Genomic DNA, 19,247 nt, shown 5'->3' with positions numbered 1-19,247 from the left:
AATTAGGGTTCACCTTCTCCTAAGCCTTTACCTTCGTATCCAGTAAAAACCGCGTGAATTGACTCAAGCGCTTAGGGTCTGATAGTAATTGTTTGGTAATATCTTGATAAGCGTCTTGGCTATCAAAGATGGCGTCTAATGTAGCGTTTGGAAAATCGCCAAGCATCGCTTTATCGGCAGTGTTATTAGCGATCTGCTTCATTACAATTTGATTTTCATTGACTTTATCCCAGATGGTTTGCGAGTAATTAATTAAATCGCTATCGGTCAAATTTTCAGTATCGAATAGCTCATTTAACCTAGCGACTATTTTCGATAGCCAGTCCTCTTGTTTGTCTTTAGCCTTACCAGTACCACCGCTCCCAGGCTTCAGTGGATTGACACTATCTTCTTGCAGTTTGAGGTCTTGCTGACGTAGCTTAGACAAGCGGTAGTGGCTCATAACGATATTACTAAGATCCACCTCTTCATCGTCATCGAGTCTCTCACGTAGCATAGGTTGCAGATGGCGAGCATAGAGACTTAGCTTCTCCAGATCCTTATTATCATAATCGACAATCTGCGACATAAATTCGTACTGACGGGTAAAAGTAGCCAGATCCTTTTTAAAGATCTCAAGCGCGTCTTGCTCTGTCTTATAGCCTTTATAATCGGTTTCGGCATTGGCAATTAGCACAGCATCTGCTGTAGCCTTGCTACGATCAAGCAGTATCTTAGCTTGCGCGGCTTGCGTGCGGGCTTCTTGATAGCGCTTTTGCCAACGCTCAACGGCAGGCTTGCAAATATTGCTAATAGCCGCGTTAGACTTACTCGAAGCATAAAAGGCAATGACCAACTGCTCAACCTCAGCCCAATGAAATATTTTGCTGGCTACTAGCTTGTCATATAGCTCGAAAACAGTATCAGGATCGGATACTTCATCTAGTGTGGCATTTTTATAATACGGCTGAAATGCCTCTAATATATCTTCTGGATCATTAAAGAAGTCGAGCACAAAGGTACCACTCTCCGACTTGCCCGCATAGGTACGGTTTAAACGTGAGAGCGTCTGTACGCAGTCTACGCCGCCTAACTTTTTGTCGACATACATAGCGCAAAGTTTGGGCTGATCAAATCCTGTCTGAAATTTGTTAGCCACTAGCATCACTTGATAGTCATCGCTATCAAAGGCTTTGCGCATGTCTCGACCTTTTAGATTGGGGTTCATAGTCTGCTCGGTAAATTTTTGCTCAAGCAAAGCACTGCTATCGGGATCATTAGCATGAAAGCTCACTTCACCTGAAAAGGCTACCATGGCATTGATACGCTGATAGCCTTGCTCACTGATATAACGATCAAAGGCGAGCTTGTAGCGTACTGCCTCTTTACGCGAGCCGGTCACCACCATCGCTTTGGCCTGCCCGCCGAGCAATCCTTTGATGTTTTCATTAAAATGCTCAATGATGACTTTGACCTTTTGCGCGATGTTATGATCATGCAAGCGTACCCAGTTATTAAGCTTAATAGTCGCGCGGCGAGTATCAACTTCTTTGTCTTCAGCGGCAAGCTTTTGGGTCAACTGATAGACCACTTTATAATTGGTGTAGTTCTTCAATACGTCTAAGATAAAGCCTTCTTCTATCGCTTGACGCATCGAGTAGACATGATAGGACTCTGGAATATTTTGCTTAGATGGCGGCAGCTCAGGATTAGGCAGACGCCCAAACAGCTCTATAGTCTTAGGTTTTGGGGTAGCGGTAAACGCGTAATAGCTCAGATTAGGGCTACTACGACGGGCAGCGATGACACTATCGAGCATATCTTCGCTCGATAAAGGCTGGTCATGAATTTCAATATTATCTGCAATAACGCCATCCGAGCTAATAGTAGCACTTTCATTCACTGTACCAGAGGCCAACACTTCTTTGAGCTTACGCGCAGTAGCACCTGTCTGCGAGGAATGGGCTTCATCAGCGATAATAGCGTAGCGCCGCTCTTTTAGTACGGCTGAGTTCTCAATTGCTCTTAATACGTAGGGAAAGGTCTGAATGGTGACAATTATGATCGGCTGCGAGTTCTCTAGTGCTGCCGCTAGCTTTTCTGACTTGGAGCCGTCGCCCTCTTTATTATTGATTCGACCGACTACACCATCGGCATGTTCAAACTGATAGATAGTATCTTGTAGCTGGTCATCGAGCACTGTACGATCGGTGATAACGATGACCGAATGAAAGTGCTTTGCGCCATCACTATTATGCAGGGTTGAGAGCTGATGGGCGGTCCAAGCGATAGAGTTGGACTTACCAGAGCCTGCACTATGCTGAATAAGGTAGCGTTGCTCAGAGCTTTGCCCTGCCCCTTCATTGATAGCCGCATTGACTAATTTTGTGACGACTTCCCACTGATGATAACGCGGAAATATGAGCGTTTCTTTTTTGGACTTACGCCCTTCCCAGTCCTCTACTGTTTCAATTTGCAAATGCACGAAGCGACCCAGAATAGCTAATAAGTGCTCAGGGGTCAGCACCTCATTCCATAGGTAGTCGGTGGCATAACGACTGCTATCGTCTGGCACATCATTACCAGCGCCGCCCTCACTAGTGCCTTTATTAAACGGTAAGAAATAGCTATTCTCGCCTGCCAGCCGTGTGGTCATATAGACTTCATATTGGCTAACGGCAAAGTGTACTAAAGCCCCACGCTTAAAGCTAAGTAGCGGCTCAGGCTTGCCCGTGTCAGTGTCTTTTGGCAGGCGGGTACGTTTATACTGACTAATGGCGCTATCTACGGATTGCTTAAACTCGGACTTGAGCTCCATGGTCACTACGGGTAAACCGTTAATAAAGAGCACCATATCGATGCGATTGCGTTTGGCAACTTTGGGGTCTGTTTTTAGGTCTGGCGAGTCGCTATTGGCATCAGCATCAACTTTGATATGTGGACTATAAACCAGCTCGGGTACCAGACGGCAGATGTTACGCTTGTAGCGTGCCGTAATATCTGGATTAAGATTGTGATCAGGCTTGAACTGGCAAAGGCTAAAGCGAGCATTACGAATCTTCAGCCCATGACGCAAGACGCCTAAGGTGCCATAAGTACGCGAAGCGCCATCGGTAGCATTGACATCAGCTTTACCCAGCTGCTTGACTAAGGCGCTAATGAAATGACGTTCACTATTGATAGGATAAACCTTACAAAATTTATCCCACTGCTCAGGCTGGGTACTACGGACGAAGTCGAGCGCGTCTTGCTCATACAGCGCGGTCTCACGTTGATAATGAGCTGAGCGACCAAGCTTCCAACCCTGCGCCTGCATTTGACTAATTATATCTGCTTGAAAGACAGATTCGTAAGTGATGTTATGCGCATTAGTAGCAGTGTTGGTTTGGGTCATGATATAACTCTTATCAAAATATTCAAATTACAATCTTAGCTATTTAAAGTATCGTTTGTTAATCGTCAATGTACACATATCATATGACTACAAGTTCGAAAAATTACAATTTATCAAAATATCACGAAGCTTTGACTCGTCAGAACCAAAAGTGTCTTTTAACATAGCAAAAATGTTTAAATCCAGCTTGCCGTGGAAGTATGGCTCAACGACAATTACAGAATTACATGAGCCGTAAGGTATATAATCATAATTAATATGCAGTAAATTTTTGCTGCTTAGTACTTGGGTGATTTCATAAACACCTGGTATAGCTTGTCTAAGCTCTTCCCAGTATATAATGATAGAGTTTTTATCTTCGAACTTATTCTCGTTAGAAAAACCACCATTTGCAATAATGTAAAACAAAACTTCTCTTTGGTTATAAGTAAGCTTGTTAAGTAAAAGTGAAATATTACCTAAATCGTATATTAAATAAGGCTTAAACTGGTTATCTCTTCCTAAATCAATATCTTTAATCAAATTTGTAACATCAATATCAGTTGCTACGGTTTCTTTTCTTTCTGGGAGAATGCTGTAATTTTCAGTTATATTCGAATACCTGACATTTCTTTTAAGATAACTTTCAATTTCATAGATCTTTTCATCATCAGTAAGATTACTAATATCTTTTGCTAATGCCTTAAAATTTTTCACCTCTATTTTAATGTCTTTATCAGACGGTTTACCAATCTTGGTATGTGAGATGATAAGGAATATTAAGTGATCATAATCATTATTCAATTGGTATTTTCTAAATTTTAATATTGTTGTTTTTAATTTATCGGTACTGGTTTCCGACGTAATTTGAAAGCACACCTTTTTATTAAAATCCCCTAGATCTATAGCTGGAAAATTTGATTTTTCTATATTTAGATTTTTCAAGGATAAATTGTAGGTTATATCCAGTATTTTAATAAAGAAATGTTCAGAAGTAGTATTAATGTCATAAAGACCTGCTCCGTTTAATAACGACAAGTCAATAACGAACCTTGTCAACATTTCAGTGATGGATTTTATAGACTCTTCACGTTTAATTATCATAGCTTCCACTTTAATATTAACTAAAAATATTTATGTAATTCAAATGTCTTATTCATATGTAACAAACTGTAATACTTACATAGATTGTTTATGTTTTAAATATGCTTAGAACATTCCTTAGCTGTATCAACATAAGGCTCAACCCAACCCCAAACATCATTCTTACCCGTAACCGCAGCAAAGATTAAAGCGATTCAACGTTCTTACATGAGTTTGATAGCTCTGCAATCTTTCATCAACTCTAAATCTAATCTACCCTAAAACATTATTCATATAATTGACAGACCTACATTATCTCTGTATAATTGCACGCAACAACTCCCCTAGTTTTACCAATCCATGTGATTGGATCATAAGACTAGGGGCTTTTTTTGTCTGTCTATTTTGTTTGATGTGTTTGCCATAGTTGCCATGACTCAGGATTCACCTTGACACCCATTTGCTCTAAACAAATGGCATCATTCTTCACTTGCGGAAACTCATCTAAAAGTGCTAAAAAGCGTTTGCCCCATGTAGAGTTAGGGCAAATCACATCTAGCATTCTCTTCATCAAGCAAAAATAAACAAATACTTTTTTAGCTGATAACACCTGCCATTGTTTATCGTTTAGGCCTTTTAAGCTTCCTTGGAAAATTATAGCTTTATTCCATAGTCGGCTATGGTGCGCTGATACATTACGAATAAAGTTAAAGGCATGCAGGTGTGATTGTAAATGACTGCCACTTTGAAGATGATAAATTTTAGCAATTTTATCTTTGTCACTCTCCCTCATACCTTTAAATAAGAATGACATGGTGCCAAAATCCCATGTTTCGCAACTTACCCAAATTGGCAATGCAGAATAGTGTCGTCTGTGGTGACTCACAAAAGTATTCTGTTTTTTCGCTTCATTATCTATTGCATTATCATGTCGAATAAGCCAGTTTTTATGATTGAATCCTTCATCGAAGTATTGACTATCCAAATAAGCTGTAGGACCGTATCGGCCTAGGGAATAACTAATATTTACCCGTAAAGCCACTTCAATTCTTTCTAAAGCATCCAAAGCCATTTGCCTAAGTTTTTTATCGAACATATATAACTCTTTCACATCATCAAATCGACTTCCTTCTAAAAAGCTATCCAGCTTATATTTAGGATTACGAGAGTCGAATTGCCTAAAAGAATATAAGTAACCACTCAAACGATAATAGCCAATAGTTTTTAAATAGCCCAAGGCTTTTTGTTCATTTTCAACAATCAGCCCGCGCTCTTTTAGCAGCTCCAACTGTTGGTTAAAGCTTGTCCATTCTTTTATGGGCCTTTTGTTGACCATATTATTCATTCCATCAGGTAAGTTTTGTCAAATTAATCTGTTATAGCTGTCAACCGTGTGTCAGCCTCAAATTGACAACTTGAGCTTGAAAGACTTTATTATAAGTGTTGCAAGACATTTGATATCCCTTGCTCATTCATCATGATTTTGAATAAGGTATATTTTAACTATTGAGATCCAGCTATCTGTTTTTAAAACTCTCGTTATAGCTAGACAACAAAAAATGTGACATTGAACCTGCTAAATTGACTGCCAGTTCAGCATGTCTCGGTTTTGGTTTAATATTAATAACCCCTTGTCCGTGAGCATCACCGACATTATTACGCAATTGACCCAAACCGTTAACAATGCCTGAACAGCCACCTAGAATCTGTTTAAAAATTAGGTTTGTCTCATATTGACTAGCAGACATCTTAAGCAACTCAGAGGTTCTTTTATATAGCTCTGATAAATCTGCATTTTTATCATAAGAAATACGTTCAAGATCTAAAATATGTTTACAAACAGACTCAATAAGACTTCTCGATAAGGTAATTGCTCCCTCTGGATCATTAACTTTACGTTCAATAGCTTTCTTCCACATATTGTCGATATACCCAGAATTAATAATTTCAATAGACTTATCAAAAGCAGGACTCATTCCCGATTTATCAAACTCTACTGCTTCCATCAAACTATGAAATTCACTATAAATAAAATCTCTACGTTCCGCATACGAATCATACCTATGCTTAATCATCTGCCAAAACTGATTTAAGTCTCTTGCATGTCTGACAAAATCAGGTACTAAAGTATTAAATTGTGACTCTAAAATTATTTTTCTCAATAGAATGTAGTCGCTATCACTACAATTGCCACCAGTAGCCCTAGAAGTTAGGATATTTTGAAGTCCTTGAGCTTTGTCATAGAGCGTTGGTAAGTCACGTAAGATATTACTCATATTATTTATTATTCCTATCTTCTTTCAATTTAAGAATTTTATAGAACTTACTCTATAAGACTCCTACATTAGGTACTTGCCAGCTGCGAACATCAATCTCACCCGTAACCGCAGCCGATATTAAAGCGGTGCGGCGTTCTTGCATAAGTTGGATTGCTTGCTCTGCTTGATTCATTAGCAATTCAAATTTTTTGAGCTTTAAATCAATATATGACGCAATATCTTCTTGTTCTCTTTTAGGTGGGTAAGCAATATTTAACTCTCGAATATCCTCTAGGCTAAGCTGTATTTTTGTCCCACCGTAACCAGACCCAACAAACTGTTCTTTGGCTGAATCAGAAAGGATAAAGTAAGCAAGCCATCGTGCAGATTTAACAGATGAATTAGGTCTGCATAGTGAGACATGCTGACTTACAAAACCGCCAGATATTGAATTATCAGCTACGCAAACAGAACCTAGATCAGCAGTAATCGAAATGAGTAAGTCATCTAGTTGAATTTTAGAACGTTCACCTTCGGCACCAAGTGGAGGCTTAACGTTTTGGATTGACTCTAATTTAGGCTCAATAGTGTCTCTAGTTAAATTAGTAATCCTAAAAAACAAGTTACCTTCATCTGCATAATAACCAGCCCAACCTCTAGAGCCACTGGTAACGAATTCAAGCAAATGCTTGTTTTTTTTGACCCCCCAATGCTCAGGCACCTCCCCTAACCACTCAACGCCAGAATCTTTCATCGGCGCATCAGGATTTAAGCCTTTTGTCACCGCATGACTGATGACGGCTTGGCGCTTTTCTTTTAACAGTTGAATAAGCGTTTGCTGTTTATCAATTAGAGTGTCAATTCGGGCCGTCTCAAAGTTAAGGAAATCAATAATTTGAATCTGCTCACTCAATGTCGGTAAAACAAAGTCCAGCTCAAGCAAATCTTCTTGAGTCATGCTCGGCAAGGCTGTGTTTGTCGTAAGTAGACTAAAAGGGAAAGAGAGAGATTGATAATAGATATACTCTGGTATTGCATTATCATAAATTTCACTATAAAACATTGTGTCAACCGTCCAAAACCTTCCTGAAACTAATAACGGTTTATCGATAGTACCTTTTCTACCGAATAAAATAGACTTGCCATCATATAAATAGCTAGAACTACGCCTGAATACCCCACCAGAACCATAGACAGGATAGCCCCCACTTTCTACTTCCACTTCTTTATAGTCACGACCGTTACGAATTTTTAAAACGTTTTTCAATCTAAAAATTTTCCAGTCAATTGGTATCTGACCTAATCTTTCAACCCCCGACTCTTTATACTCAGGATAGGCGACATATTTTTGAGCCATTACGAATGCACCTCACCCAATAACTGCATAATGTCCTGACTGACTTTATCTAAGTCCGAGTCAATCTCAGCCAGCGGTCTTGGCGGCTCATACACATAAAAATGACGGTTAAACGGTATCTCAAAGCCGACTACACCGATTTCTTTATCGATATCATCTGTCTTGTCAGCATTAATCCACGCATCAGGCACATGCGGCTGTACTTCTCTTTTGAAATAATCCTCAATCAATTCAGTAGTAGTGATATCAGGATTAAGCGGCACGTTTTCATAATCTCGTAAGTCGCTATCAGGCTGGAACTCTACTACTTTGGCTTTACTAGATGAACTATTTGATACTCGATATTCAAATGCGCCATAAAGCGGATTAGCGACTTTGACCGTCTTTTTGATTACAGGTTCGGCGTCAGGGTTTTTCCACGTAATAGCATCGATGATCTGCTTTTTCTCTTTGGTATCAAGCGTCATATCAGTGTCTTTAAGCGCTTGTTTAAACAATTTTTCAAACTCGTTATAATCATCGAACTGACTGCTACCGATCGCCGCTTGCAAGGCTTGGGCTTTATACATAATCTCAAGCTGATCCTGCCAAAGCTTAGGATCAAGTACGTCTTTGATTTGCTTTTCTTTTAACTCAGAGAAGTCGGCCTTAATCATGGCGCGTGCTTCGGTATGTATATCACAATCTTGTTTACCAAAATAACCGTAGTGTGTCTCTAGACTAGTATCATAGCTCACATCAGCCCAAGCCCATTCTTCAAAAAATTTTTCGTACAGCGCTGGCATGACCATATCAAACGGTTTGGGCGCGTAGCGTAGGCTCTCGATAGCGGTATCGGATAATTGCGCAGAGAGACGTAGCGGACGCTCTATAGTGAGACGACGATAGCCAAACTCATGCGTGGAAAATATCTTACTAGCAAAAGTTTTGGCAGGCTCGGTTTGGGGGCTTGTAGACTGCCGACCCCGATTGGACTTGACTTCATCAAGCTTATTTAGCACACGCGCATTGACCACTTCAAAGTCACCGAAGCTGCGAGTAATGATCTTGATATCATCCTCGCTCATCTCATTACGCTTCGATCCCAGCGACTTACGCATCTTACTGTATAGATTGCTACCGTCTATCAATTGCACCTTACCACGACGCTCAGGGACTTTCTTATTGCTTAATATCCAGATATAAGTAGCAATACCTGTGTTATAGAACATATCGTTTGGCAAGGCAATAATAGCTTCTAGCAGATCCGCTTCAAGAATATAGCGACGAATCTCGCTCTCACCACTACCCGCGCCGCCCGTGAATAGTGGTGAGCCATTGAGAATAATACCGATACGGCTACCCTGCGCATCTGTAAAATTGGCGTTTTTATCGCTAGAGTTATGATTGTCATGCATCTTACTAAGCAGATGCATAAGAAATAGCAAGGAGCCATCTGACACTCTTGGCAAGCCAGCACCAAAACGCCCTTCAAAGCCTTTTTGCTCATACTCATCTTTGATGTCACCTGCGATCTTTTTCCAATCGACCCCAAACGGTGGATTGGACAGCATATAGTCGAACCGCTCATTCTCTAGCTGATCATTGGATAAGGTGTTGCCAAGCTTGATACGGCTGACATCCTGTCCTTTAATAAGCATATCTGCTTTACAAATAGCATAGGACTCAGGGTTAAGCTCTTGACCAAAAGTGCGCATCACCGCGTCTGGGTTTAGCTCAAGCACGTATTCCATACCCGATGATAAGAAGCCACCTGTACCCGCTGTTGGATCGTAGATAGTACGGATGATACCGTCTTTGGTGAGCGCCTCGTCATCTTCCATAAAGACTAAGGACGTCGTCAAACGTACAATATCACGTGGCGTAAAATGCTCGCCTGCCGTCTCATTGGAGCTTTCGGCAAACTTGCGGATGAGCTCTTCAAACACTAAGCCCATGTCATGATTCGATATTGCTTCAGGACTGAGGTCAAAATTTTGAAACTTTTGTACTACTTGATACAGCAAGTTGGCATCATCTAGTTGTCCGACGAACTCTTCGAACTTAAAATACTCAAATATCTCCCGTGCGTCTTTAGAGAAGGATTGAATATAGGTGTTTAGATTGTCCTTGATATCACTTTGACCAAGCTTGCTTAGGTCCATTGGGGAAGTATTATAAAATGCGCGCTTACTCACGCGAATTAGTTGCTGCTCCTGCATATTTTGATCTTTGATAGCGGCATACTTTTCGACAACCGCATCTTTATGGTCGCTTAATACGCACTCTAAACGGCGCAGCAGTGCAAAGGGTAATAATATGCGCCCGAATTGGGATCGTTTAAAATCGCCACGCAATAGGTCAGCGACTGACCAAATGAAATCAGCAGTTTGAGAGAAGTTATTGGTTGTCATAAGCGTCGTCTTAATATTTAGAAGGGCTATTTGATATGTGTGAAGGATTATAGCGCACCCCGTTATATCTAGTAAAAATAGTTTGAGCGAATGATGTTTTCGACACTGAATGATAGGTTCAGCCTAGCGATGTGTGTGCTAAGTTATTCTCCAATAATCTTATCAGGAATCCACACTGTCATTATTAATGAGGATTTGATGAATTTCTACGAGCGAAATCATAATTTGTTAGATGTAAAAAACTCAACTATTGAGGGGCTATAAATCTTACTTCATGGTATATATGCGCTTATATTTTGTGCATTTGAGACATTAAAAAAGGCTACTAACACTATGCTATATATAGCGTTAGTAGCCTTCGTTTAAATTGATATTTTACTCAGGTGAGGTTGTTAATATTAGGGTTTGAAGTTTGCTAAGAGTATGATGTGAATATCGCACAACCGCTAAGAGTATGATTGTTTATCCCAACCGTAGACTGTATCAATAGAACGTAAATAACATTTCACCCTCGGAGAAAGCCTATCAAGAGGATTACCAGTAAGATTGATACATCTCAAACTATTCAGCTGTGTAAAATTATCTGGCAGGTTTCTAAGATTACAATAAACAAGCTCAAGCTTAACAAGATTATTAAGCTCACCAATACTATTAGGTAGCTTGCCCAATTTACAATAACTGATAAAAAACTCAGTCAGACTCTTAAGTTGCCCTATGATTTCAGGCAGCTCTTTGAGGCTACAATGGTTAATATAAAGCTTCTCTAGATTAGTAAGTTGACCTACGCTATCAGGTAGCTTGTCAAACTTGCCATGACTAATAAAAAGCTCAGTTAAGCTAATAAGCTGCCCTATGCTATCAGGTAGGACTTCAAGCTTAGAGTGATTAAAATTGAGCTTAGTTAAGTTAACGAGCTGTCCGATGCTATCAGGCAATACTTTAAGTTTACAGTTGATAATATTAAGCTCAGCAAGGTTAATGAGGTGTCCAAAGCTATCGGGTAGCTCCGTTAGTTCAAGGTGAAGCAGGTCAAGGTGAGTTAAGCTCAAAAGCTGGCCTATGCTATCAGGTAGCTCTTCAAGCTCACAATGAGTAATAAAAAGCTCTGTAAGACTGCTCAGTTGTCCAACGCTGGCGGGCAACTCTTTAATACGACAACGATTAATATAAAGCTTGTTGAGGTTGGTAAGCTGTCCAATACTACTAGGTAGGTCTTTGAGATCACAGTTAATAAGATCAAGCTCATTTAAATTTTTGAGTTGCCCTATGCTGTCAGGCAAGTGCTTGAGCGGGCAATAACTAATAAAAAGCTTAGCGAGGTTAATAAGCTGCCCTATGCTGTCAGGCAGTTCTTCAATCTCACAGTGAACTATATCAAGTACCGTAAGCTTAGTAAGCTGTCCAATGCTGTCAGGTAAACATTGAATCTGACAGCGACCAATGAACATCTTAGTAAGGTTATGAAGTTGTCCAATACTATCAGGTAGCGCTTCGAGTTCACTTTGATCAATAAAGAGTTCAGTAAGATAACTCAGTTGCCCGATGCTCTCAGGTAATGCGACAAGTTTAGAGTGACTAATAGACAGTTTGGTTAGATTAGTGAGCTTACCGATATTGGGCAGTAAATGACTTGAATATATGCCACTGATAGTTATATCTACTAGATTTGTAAGGTTGGTAAGCTCATCGGGTAGATAGGCTATTCTATAGACGTCTTTTGAGTGTTGCTCATCATGTTCAGGCTCTAAGATCTCTAGCTTTTTTAGGGCTAGCAATGATTCTTTATCACGAGGGATTTCGGACTCTTTAAGCTCAAACTCATCTGCCCACGCCCATATTTTCTCGATCCAGTTGTCATCAGAATCTAACGTTTTATTAGCAATAGCAGACTGATGAATGTCTTGGTGATCCTTATTGTTTGGAGTCATAGCTTTATTCCTTCTAACGATTTGAACTATTTTTTCTGTGTCAGAATAATATCGGTGTCCTGACGTGAGTTATGGATCTCAGCGCGACCTATAGTTGAGAGAGCTTGTAGCTAACTTGAGAGGGGTTTTTTACCACTCATGACCTGAAGAACAAAGCTTCCAGAGGCTGTGATCAGTAGGAAACCGTGAAAGGCTTCCATCGCGGCCATAAATCGTAGATGTCCAGTAGGCATGAGATCGCCTCGCCCAAGCGTTGTGAAGTTAACTAGCGAGAAGTAAAAGTAGTCCATAAAATTAAGGGAGCTACTATCGCTAGATGAGGACGATACGAGGTTACCGATTTCAAAGCCGTAAACAGCAATCCAAAAGCCAGCAGCGTAAAGCAAGGCCTCGAACGTGTGAGCAATTACAATTGAGCCGACTGCGACTCCAAGGCAATGTCCTATATGGCGAGACGGCGTCACAAACTGTGACGAGAGTTTTAATGCGCCGTAATGTATTGCTGTGCAGACAGCGATCAGAATTGCTGCCATTATAATTGCCAGAATCACTTTTTATCCTTTTTGAGGAAGGAACGACATTAAAGGAAGATTACCCTATTTATTTTAACTAATCCTGTATAATTTTTTCACTATAGCTAACGACTACGCATAAGCACTAGAGTCTATTCAGATAGGTCATTACGCAGTCATTTGAATCAGTCAGCATATGTAGTAACAATCCTAGACCAATTATTCTATAGGGCTTTGGTAGAAATAGCATAGCCGCATAAACTGCCATTGCATAGTAAGTATGTAATGGATGAAAATTAATACTACAGCGATCAGGTAAGAAAACAGGTGTTGCTAGCAAGTGATCTAAATCTACCAGCATGGTTGCTAAAAGAATCAAATATACTCGTTTGTAATCATCACGAAAAAAAGTATAGGCAATAATCAACGGCATGCCAAAATGCAGGAAGTAGTGGATAACGGTTTGGATCATCATCTTTCCAATTCAGCATGATGTTTTATTGATAAGTTGGTATGCAGAATAATTAAACTAGTAAACGTTACTTAAGAAGCCAAAGCTACATGTTCATGCTATGTTCAGACTTGAAAAACAGGCGCAAAGCCACCCCCTGGTGTGCGAAAGTTAGTCGCTTGGCCTTGATAGATACGCCCAGCAGTTAGTAGCAGCTGTCCTGCATAGGTATAAAGACGTATATCTACCTTTCTAGTCGTCACCACATCATCAATCTTTATTGATCGCTCTGTAGCAGGGATAAAGGTCTGCGCAATATAGCTTTCATCTAAAATAGTCTCGAATACGCGGCGGGTAATCTTGCTGCCACGGTAAACGCCCTTACTACCATAACCAGCTACTGGCTTAAAAAACAATTGTCTCCGAGTACGCCATAATTCTGCTGCATCCTCTTTTGTAACCATTCTGGTAGTTGGTACTGACTTTTTTAGATATTCTGCATCATCATCACCTAGTCCCCACGACTGCAAAGTTTGCGTATCGGATAGTAAAGTCAGGTTGCGCTTATTAGCGAATATAGCATGGGCATGCGGATTGGGGGTTACTACTACCGCACCCTCTAAATAGGCACTTTTAAGCACGGCGTGGTTGGGGTTTTCAAAGGCGAAATCGACTAACCGATTATAGATCATATCAATGGGCTTGCTATGAGCTGTCAGTACACCATCAGCATAGTTAAGCTCAGACGGATCGAGTATAACGGTATCAATGCCTTTAGCTTGAAGTAGTTGGCAGGCCAGCTGAAACTCCAAATACATGAACTGGCTTTTGGGCTCATTATCCACAATAGCAATGCGATTGGGCATGCTAGTTGCCGATTGTCGCTGCCATTCTTGTATGAACATATTAGCGACCGCTTCTTCAAACCCATCAAGCATTTTAGTAGTAGCAACACTTTGCTCTGAGGGGCGACAGCAGTGTTTTTGTGCGCGGGCAAGTGCTACGTTTAAAAATGCGCCTCCAGCATTGGTATTGATCTCAATAAGCTTGGGGTCATCGCTCCCTAAGTGAAAGTCATAACCCATAAAGGCCCCTATTGGCCCCGGATCGAAAGCCGCGATATTGGGTGCCCACGACAGTACTTGCTGTTGATATGACGGTAGTCTAGCAGTCGACTCAATAGCTGCGATGATTCGCACCATTGCTTCTATCTCTGTCTTAGGGACAAACACCGGTGTCGCTGAAAACAGCTTATTAAGCTCATTGGCTCCTAGTGGATTATCTCTTGTGTTTACTAATTGATCTTGCAGGCTGTTATTAAGCGCTTTACGATCTAAAGTACGGCAATAGCACTCTTGATTAAGCTGATTTGCCAGATTATCATTCGTTTTGTTTTTATTATTAATTAGGGATTCCATTTAAATCTCATTACTAAGTTGAATGTACTGATAGGGTTTAGGGGACAGCCAAAATAAAAAAAGTGTCTTAAATGTTTAAGATAAGGTTATTTTTATAGTTACTTTACGAAATAGTCATTTTGCAAGATACTTAATTTGCAATATATCTAGTTTATAAATTAGCTACTTTGCAAGGTTATACGGTTTTACGCTCTTCTTTAATGAGTACTTTCGCTAAAAACAAACCTAACTCGAACAGTAGCCACATTGGAATCGCGAGCAATAGCATTGACACCCCATCGGGCGGTGTGACTACCGCTGACACAGCAAAACAACCGACGATGATATATCGGCGCTTACTCTCTAGACTCTGAGTGGATATGATACCGACCATTATCAATAATAAAGTAACCACTGGAATCTCAAAAGTCAGTCCAAACACCATAAATAGCTTGAGGGCAAAGCTCAGATAACTGTCAATATCGGTCATTGGTATAACGTTCTGCGGAGCGAACATAATAAAAAATTTCAATACCCCTTTGAGTACGACAAAGTAGGAAAAAGCAACACCAGCATAAAATAGAAATATCGAAGATAGCAGTACAGGAATGGCAATTTTCTTCTCTTTTTTATATAAGCCGGAAGCTACAAATGACCAAATTTGATACAGGATATAAGGCATTGCTAAAAATGCGGCGACGAATATCGTTAAGCGAATGGGTGCCATAAAGTTTGACGTTATATCAGTGGCAATCATGGTCGAATTGATGGGTAACTGCGCCACTAATGGGTCTGATAAAAGATTATAAAGCTCGCGTGAAAATCCCACCAATACTAAGAATATAATTAAGACGACCACGCATATTCTTATTAAGTGCGTACGCAGCTCGATTAAATGTCCGGTAATAGGCATATCGCCAAGCGTACCTAACGTATCTCCAGACTCACTATTCTGTGTTGTATCTGTTGGCGCCTCAAACTCTATATCTGTTATTTTTTCTTGTCGACTTTTTTGCCGTTTAAATAGGCTCACTGATCCGCCTCCTGTTTAATGAACGAGGAGGTAGTATTCTGTTGATGGTCTTTATCATAAGGGGTGATTGACTGATGTGAAGCGTCTAGGCTTTGGTTCTGTGACTGCTCAAACTTTTGCATACTGCCACGCATTTCTGCTAATTCGCGCTTCATATCCGACTCGGTCTGACGGATTTTCGCAAGTTCATTTTGCATTTGTTGACGTGTTTCAGCTAGATCAAGCTCAGCTTCTATTTCAGATTGTAGAGTGGATACTGTACGGCGCAGTTTGGCATACCATTGCCCAGCGGTACGTGCAGCTTGTGGTAGTTTTTCTGGGCCCAAGACAATTAAAGCGATGACTCCAAATAACAGTAATTCGGAAAATCCAATATCAAACATAACAGTCACATATATTAATAGACTACTTAGTGCCGCTATTTATAAGCGGCGCGCTTCATACTTTAGGCTGGTCATCAGTGGAAATAGGGCCGATTTCCATATCATCAGCCTGATTACCTACACGCGTATTTAAATCATTACTTGCAGCTGGCGTACTATTTTCATGGCTAAGCACATGATTTTTGCGAGCATTCTCGGGTTCTTCATCTTTGACCGCTTCTTTAAAACCCTTCACCGCACCGCCTAAATCTTTACCTGCATTTTTAAGCTTGGCAGTACCAAATACGACCACCACTACGACCAATAAAATCAGCCAATGTGTAATAGAAAAGCTGCCCATAACGGTATCCTTATATTTTGTGATCTTGTTTAGACCAGTATGTGTCAGTGTGCTTTAGAACACTTTTTACCGTACCAGAATTATAGTTTCAAACGGCGCAATCGCAGCGCGTTAGCAATCACCGAGAATGACGACAAGCTCATCGCTGCCGCTGCTATCATCGGACTGAGCAGAAGCCCAAATATGGGATAGAGCACACCTGCGGCAATAGGAACACCAAGTGCATTGTAGATAAAGGCAAAAAACAGATTCTGTCTGATATTGCGCATGGTGGCGTGGCTAAGCTTATAAGCTTTGGCAATGCCCATTAAATCACCTTTTAGCAGGGTAATGCCCGCACTCTCCATCGCCACATCGGTACCGGTTCCCATAGCGATACCAACATTAGCTTGCGCTAGCGCTGGTGCGTCGTTGATACCATCACCCGCCATAGCGACCAATTTACCGCTGTCTTGCATTTCTTTGACGATACGGTTTTTATCCTCTGGTGAGACATCCGCATGAACTTCATCAATACCTAGTTTATTGGCGACTGCCTGCGCGGTTTTTTCGTTGTCACCGGTTAGCATCACAACTTTTAAACCTGCGTCATGAAGCAGTGAAATAGCCTCTTTAGTGCTTGGTTTAATAGGGTCAGCAACTGAAATAATACCAGCAGCTTTACCGTCTATAGCCACAAACATTACCGTTTCACCGTCTTTTCTACGGACATCAGCTTTAGTGGACAGCTCATTATCAAAACTATTTAGGCTTTCCATAAGCTTAGAGTTACCAATAGCGACTTTCTTACCATCGACCACGGCTTGTACGCCTTCGCCAGTAGTCGAATTAAAGTCAGTAGCTTTAGGAATAATGAGTGATCTTTCTTGAGCTGCTCTAACGATAGCTTCTGCTAAAGGATGCTCGCTAGCGCTTTCTACTGAGGCTACCAATGCGAGGAACTCGTCTTCATCTTGACCTACCTGCGCATCAATTGCGGTAAGCTCGGGCTTACCAGCGGTCAGTGTTCCGGTCTTGTCGACGACAATGGTATCGACTTTTTCCATACTCTCTAACGCTTCAGCATTTTTGATGAGGACGCCGTTTTGCGCGCCTTTGCCGGTACCAACCATAATGGACATCGGCGTCGCTAGACCAAGGGCACAAGGACAAGCAATAATCAGTACCGCAATCGCGTTAACCAAAGCATAGGTCATAGCGGGCTCAGGGCCGAATATCGCCCAGACAATAAAGGTAATGACGGAGCAAATAAGCACGATCGGTACGAACCACCCAGCTACCTTATCTACCAATTTCTGTATAGGTGCGCGGCTACGCTGGGCTTCAGCAACCATTTGTACAATTTTAGATAATACTGAATCTGCTCCAACATTGACCGCTTCGACTAATAGCGTTCCGGTGCCATTTACCGTACCACCAGTCACTGTATCTCCTGCTACTTTTGATACAGGGATTGGCTCACCCGTCACCATTGATTCATCAACATTACTATTACCATCGATCACTGTACCATCTACGGGTAGTTTCTCACCTGGTTTAACCCGTAGCTTATCGCCAGTGACGACCTCATCAAGCGAGACTTCGACTTCTTCACCGTTTTCATCGACACGTCTTGCGGTTGGTGGTGCGAGCTCAAGCAAAGCTCTAATCGCACCTGAAGTTTGACTTCTAGCTTTGAGCTCTAATACTTGACCCAGTAGCACCAAGGTCACAATGACCGCTGCCGCTTCATAGTAGACTCCGACTTGACCAGAGGCATCTCTGAAACTGTCTGGGAAAATATCGGGAAAAAAGGTCGCGACAATACTAAAAATATAAGCAGCGCCTACGCCTATCGCAATCAAGGTAAACATATTTAGATTGCGGCTTTTTATAGACTGCCAGCCACGGACGAAAAACGGGGCGGCGCCCCAAAGCACTACAGGGGTCGCGAGCACTAACTCAGCCCATTGTAAGATCTTTGAGGAGATACCATACTGACTAAAATTAACTACGTTTAAGTCAAACATACCGCTCATCACATATATTAATAGCGGTACAGTCAACACGGTACATATCCAAAAACGACGAGTCATGTCGTCAAGCTCTGAGGTGTCCTCTTCACCGATAGTAAGCGTTTCGGGCTCAAGCGCCATACCACATATCGGACAACCGCTATTTCTAACGTCTCTCACTTCAGGATGCATAGGACAGGTATATACCGTGCCATCGTAATCAGCAGGTACTTTATCGTATTTACCGCCTTTAACAGATTTTACTCCGCTACTATCAGTATCCTTTCCATGACAGCTAGCGTGACTATCATCTTTAGCAACTTCGTCTTCAGGTTTAAGAAACATGCCACATATTGGGCAGTCACTTTTTTCAACATCTCTTACTTCTGGATGCATAGGACAAATATAGACCGTACCGCTATAATTTTCCGGTATCTTGTCGTACTTATCGTCTTCGACAGAATTTACCTCATTACTATTATTAGCATCCGCTCCATGACAATGCGCATGACTATCTTCATGGTTGTTGGATTCAGCAACCTCGTCTTCAGGTTTAAGAAACATGCCACATATTGGGCAGTCACTTTTTTCAACATCTCTTACTTCTGGATGCATAGGACAAATATAGACCGTACCGCTATAATTTTCCGGTACTTTATCGTACTGACCACCTTTGATAGATTTTTCATCGGCAATATGTTTCATAAAACCACTCCTTGAAGACAATAAATATTGATAATAAGTACAACTCTTAAAGCACTATCAT

At 41.1% G+C, this 19,247-nt stretch carries 14 protein-coding genes; all 14 read right to left on the bottom strand.

The features are described 5' to 3' along the window. Nucleotides 1-19 precede the first annotated feature (19 nt). The 14 genes from B4240_RS06115 to B4240_RS06050 all read right to left on the bottom strand — a co-directional run bounded on the left by B4240_RS06115 (nucleotide 20) and on the right by B4240_RS06050 (nucleotide 19,186). Nucleotides 20-3,373 (bottom strand): type I restriction endonuclease subunit R, encoded by a 3,354-nt coding sequence (locus B4240_RS06115; RefSeq protein WP_201582948.1) that lies wholly within the window; start codon nucleotides 3,371-3,373, stop codon nucleotides 20-22. Nucleotides 3,374-3,460: 87 nt separating this feature from the next. Continuing rightward, nucleotides 3,461-4,456, bottom strand: a complete 996-nt coding sequence (locus B4240_RS06110) for an SMEK domain-containing protein (protein WP_201582947.1) — start codon at nucleotides 4,454-4,456, stop codon at nucleotides 3,461-3,463. Between the two features lie 379 nt (nucleotides 4,457-4,835). After that, nucleotides 4,836-5,771, bottom strand: coding sequence for an Abi family protein (locus B4240_RS06105; RefSeq protein WP_201582944.1), 936 nt, complete (start codon nucleotides 5,769-5,771; stop codon nucleotides 4,836-4,838). Nucleotides 5,772-5,952: 181 nt separating this feature from the next. Then, the gene (locus B4240_RS06100; RefSeq protein ID WP_201582937.1) at nucleotides 5,953-6,711 is read right to left on the bottom strand and encodes an abortive infection family protein; all 759 of its coding nucleotides are present in this window, start codon (nucleotides 6,709-6,711) and stop codon (nucleotides 5,953-5,955) included. A 52-nt stretch (nucleotides 6,712-6,763) separates the two neighbouring features. Further along, on the bottom strand, nucleotides 6,764-8,050 hold the full coding sequence (locus B4240_RS06095; protein WP_201582935.1) for a restriction endonuclease subunit S: 1,287 nt from the start codon (nucleotides 8,048-8,050) through the stop codon (nucleotides 6,764-6,766). Continuing rightward, nucleotides 8,050-10,443, bottom strand: coding sequence for a type I restriction-modification system subunit M (locus B4240_RS06090; RefSeq protein WP_201582931.1), 2,394 nt, complete (start codon nucleotides 10,441-10,443; stop codon nucleotides 8,050-8,052). Before B4240_RS06090 ends, B4240_RS06095 begins: the two co-directional genes overlap by 1 nt. 446 nt (nucleotides 10,444-10,889) lie before the next feature. Continuing rightward, complete coding sequence (locus B4240_RS06085; protein WP_296237472.1) at nucleotides 10,890-12,371, bottom strand: leucine-rich repeat domain-containing protein; 1,482 nt, start codon at nucleotides 12,369-12,371, stop codon at nucleotides 10,890-10,892. A 110-nt stretch (nucleotides 12,372-12,481) separates the two neighbouring features. Continuing rightward, on the bottom strand, nucleotides 12,482-12,904 hold the full coding sequence (locus B4240_RS06080; RefSeq protein ID WP_198334098.1) for an ion channel: 423 nt from the start codon (nucleotides 12,902-12,904) through the stop codon (nucleotides 12,482-12,484). Nucleotides 12,905-13,028: 124 nt separating this feature from the next. After that, on the bottom strand, nucleotides 13,029-13,355 hold the full coding sequence (locus B4240_RS06075) for a DUF6122 family protein (RefSeq protein WP_025645701.1): 327 nt from the start codon (nucleotides 13,353-13,355) through the stop codon (nucleotides 13,029-13,031). 104 nt (nucleotides 13,356-13,459) lie between these two features. After that, a complete protein-coding gene (locus B4240_RS06070; RefSeq protein WP_071001775.1) occupies nucleotides 13,460-14,752 on the bottom strand; it encodes a hypothetical protein in 1,293 nt (430 codons plus the stop codon). A 175-nt stretch (nucleotides 14,753-14,927) separates the two neighbouring features. After that, nucleotides 14,928-15,764: a twin-arginine translocase subunit TatC gene (gene tatC, locus B4240_RS06065; protein WP_296237464.1), complete on the bottom strand. Its 837-nt coding sequence runs from the start codon at nucleotides 15,762-15,764 to the stop codon at nucleotides 14,928-14,930. Continuing rightward, nucleotides 15,761-16,147 carry a Sec-independent protein translocase protein TatB gene (gene tatB / locus B4240_RS06060; RefSeq protein ID WP_036599454.1) on the bottom strand — a complete coding sequence of 129 codons (387 nt, stop codon included), beginning with the start codon at nucleotides 16,145-16,147 and terminating at the stop codon, nucleotides 15,761-15,763. Before tatB ends, tatC begins: the two co-directional genes overlap by 4 nt. A 55-nt stretch (nucleotides 16,148-16,202) precedes the next feature. Then, nucleotides 16,203-16,487, bottom strand: a complete 285-nt coding sequence (tatA, locus tag B4240_RS06055; RefSeq protein ID WP_296237462.1) for a Sec-independent protein translocase subunit TatA — start codon at nucleotides 16,485-16,487, stop codon at nucleotides 16,203-16,205. Nucleotides 16,488-16,567: 80 nt separating this feature from the next. Continuing rightward, the gene (locus B4240_RS06050; protein ID WP_193006278.1) at nucleotides 16,568-19,186 is read right to left on the bottom strand and encodes a copper-transporting P-type ATPase; all 2,619 of its coding nucleotides are present in this window, start codon (nucleotides 19,184-19,186) and stop codon (nucleotides 16,568-16,570) included. Nucleotides 19,187-19,247 lie beyond the last annotated feature (61 nt).

The sequence above is a fragment of the Psychrobacter sp. UBA5136 genome (genome assembly GCF_002414005.1).
Classification (GTDB): Bacteria; Pseudomonadota; Gammaproteobacteria; order Pseudomonadales; family Moraxellaceae; genus Psychrobacter.
The sequence above is the reverse complement of the archived record's forward strand: the minus strand, read 5'-3'. Positions and strand labels throughout refer to the sequence as shown.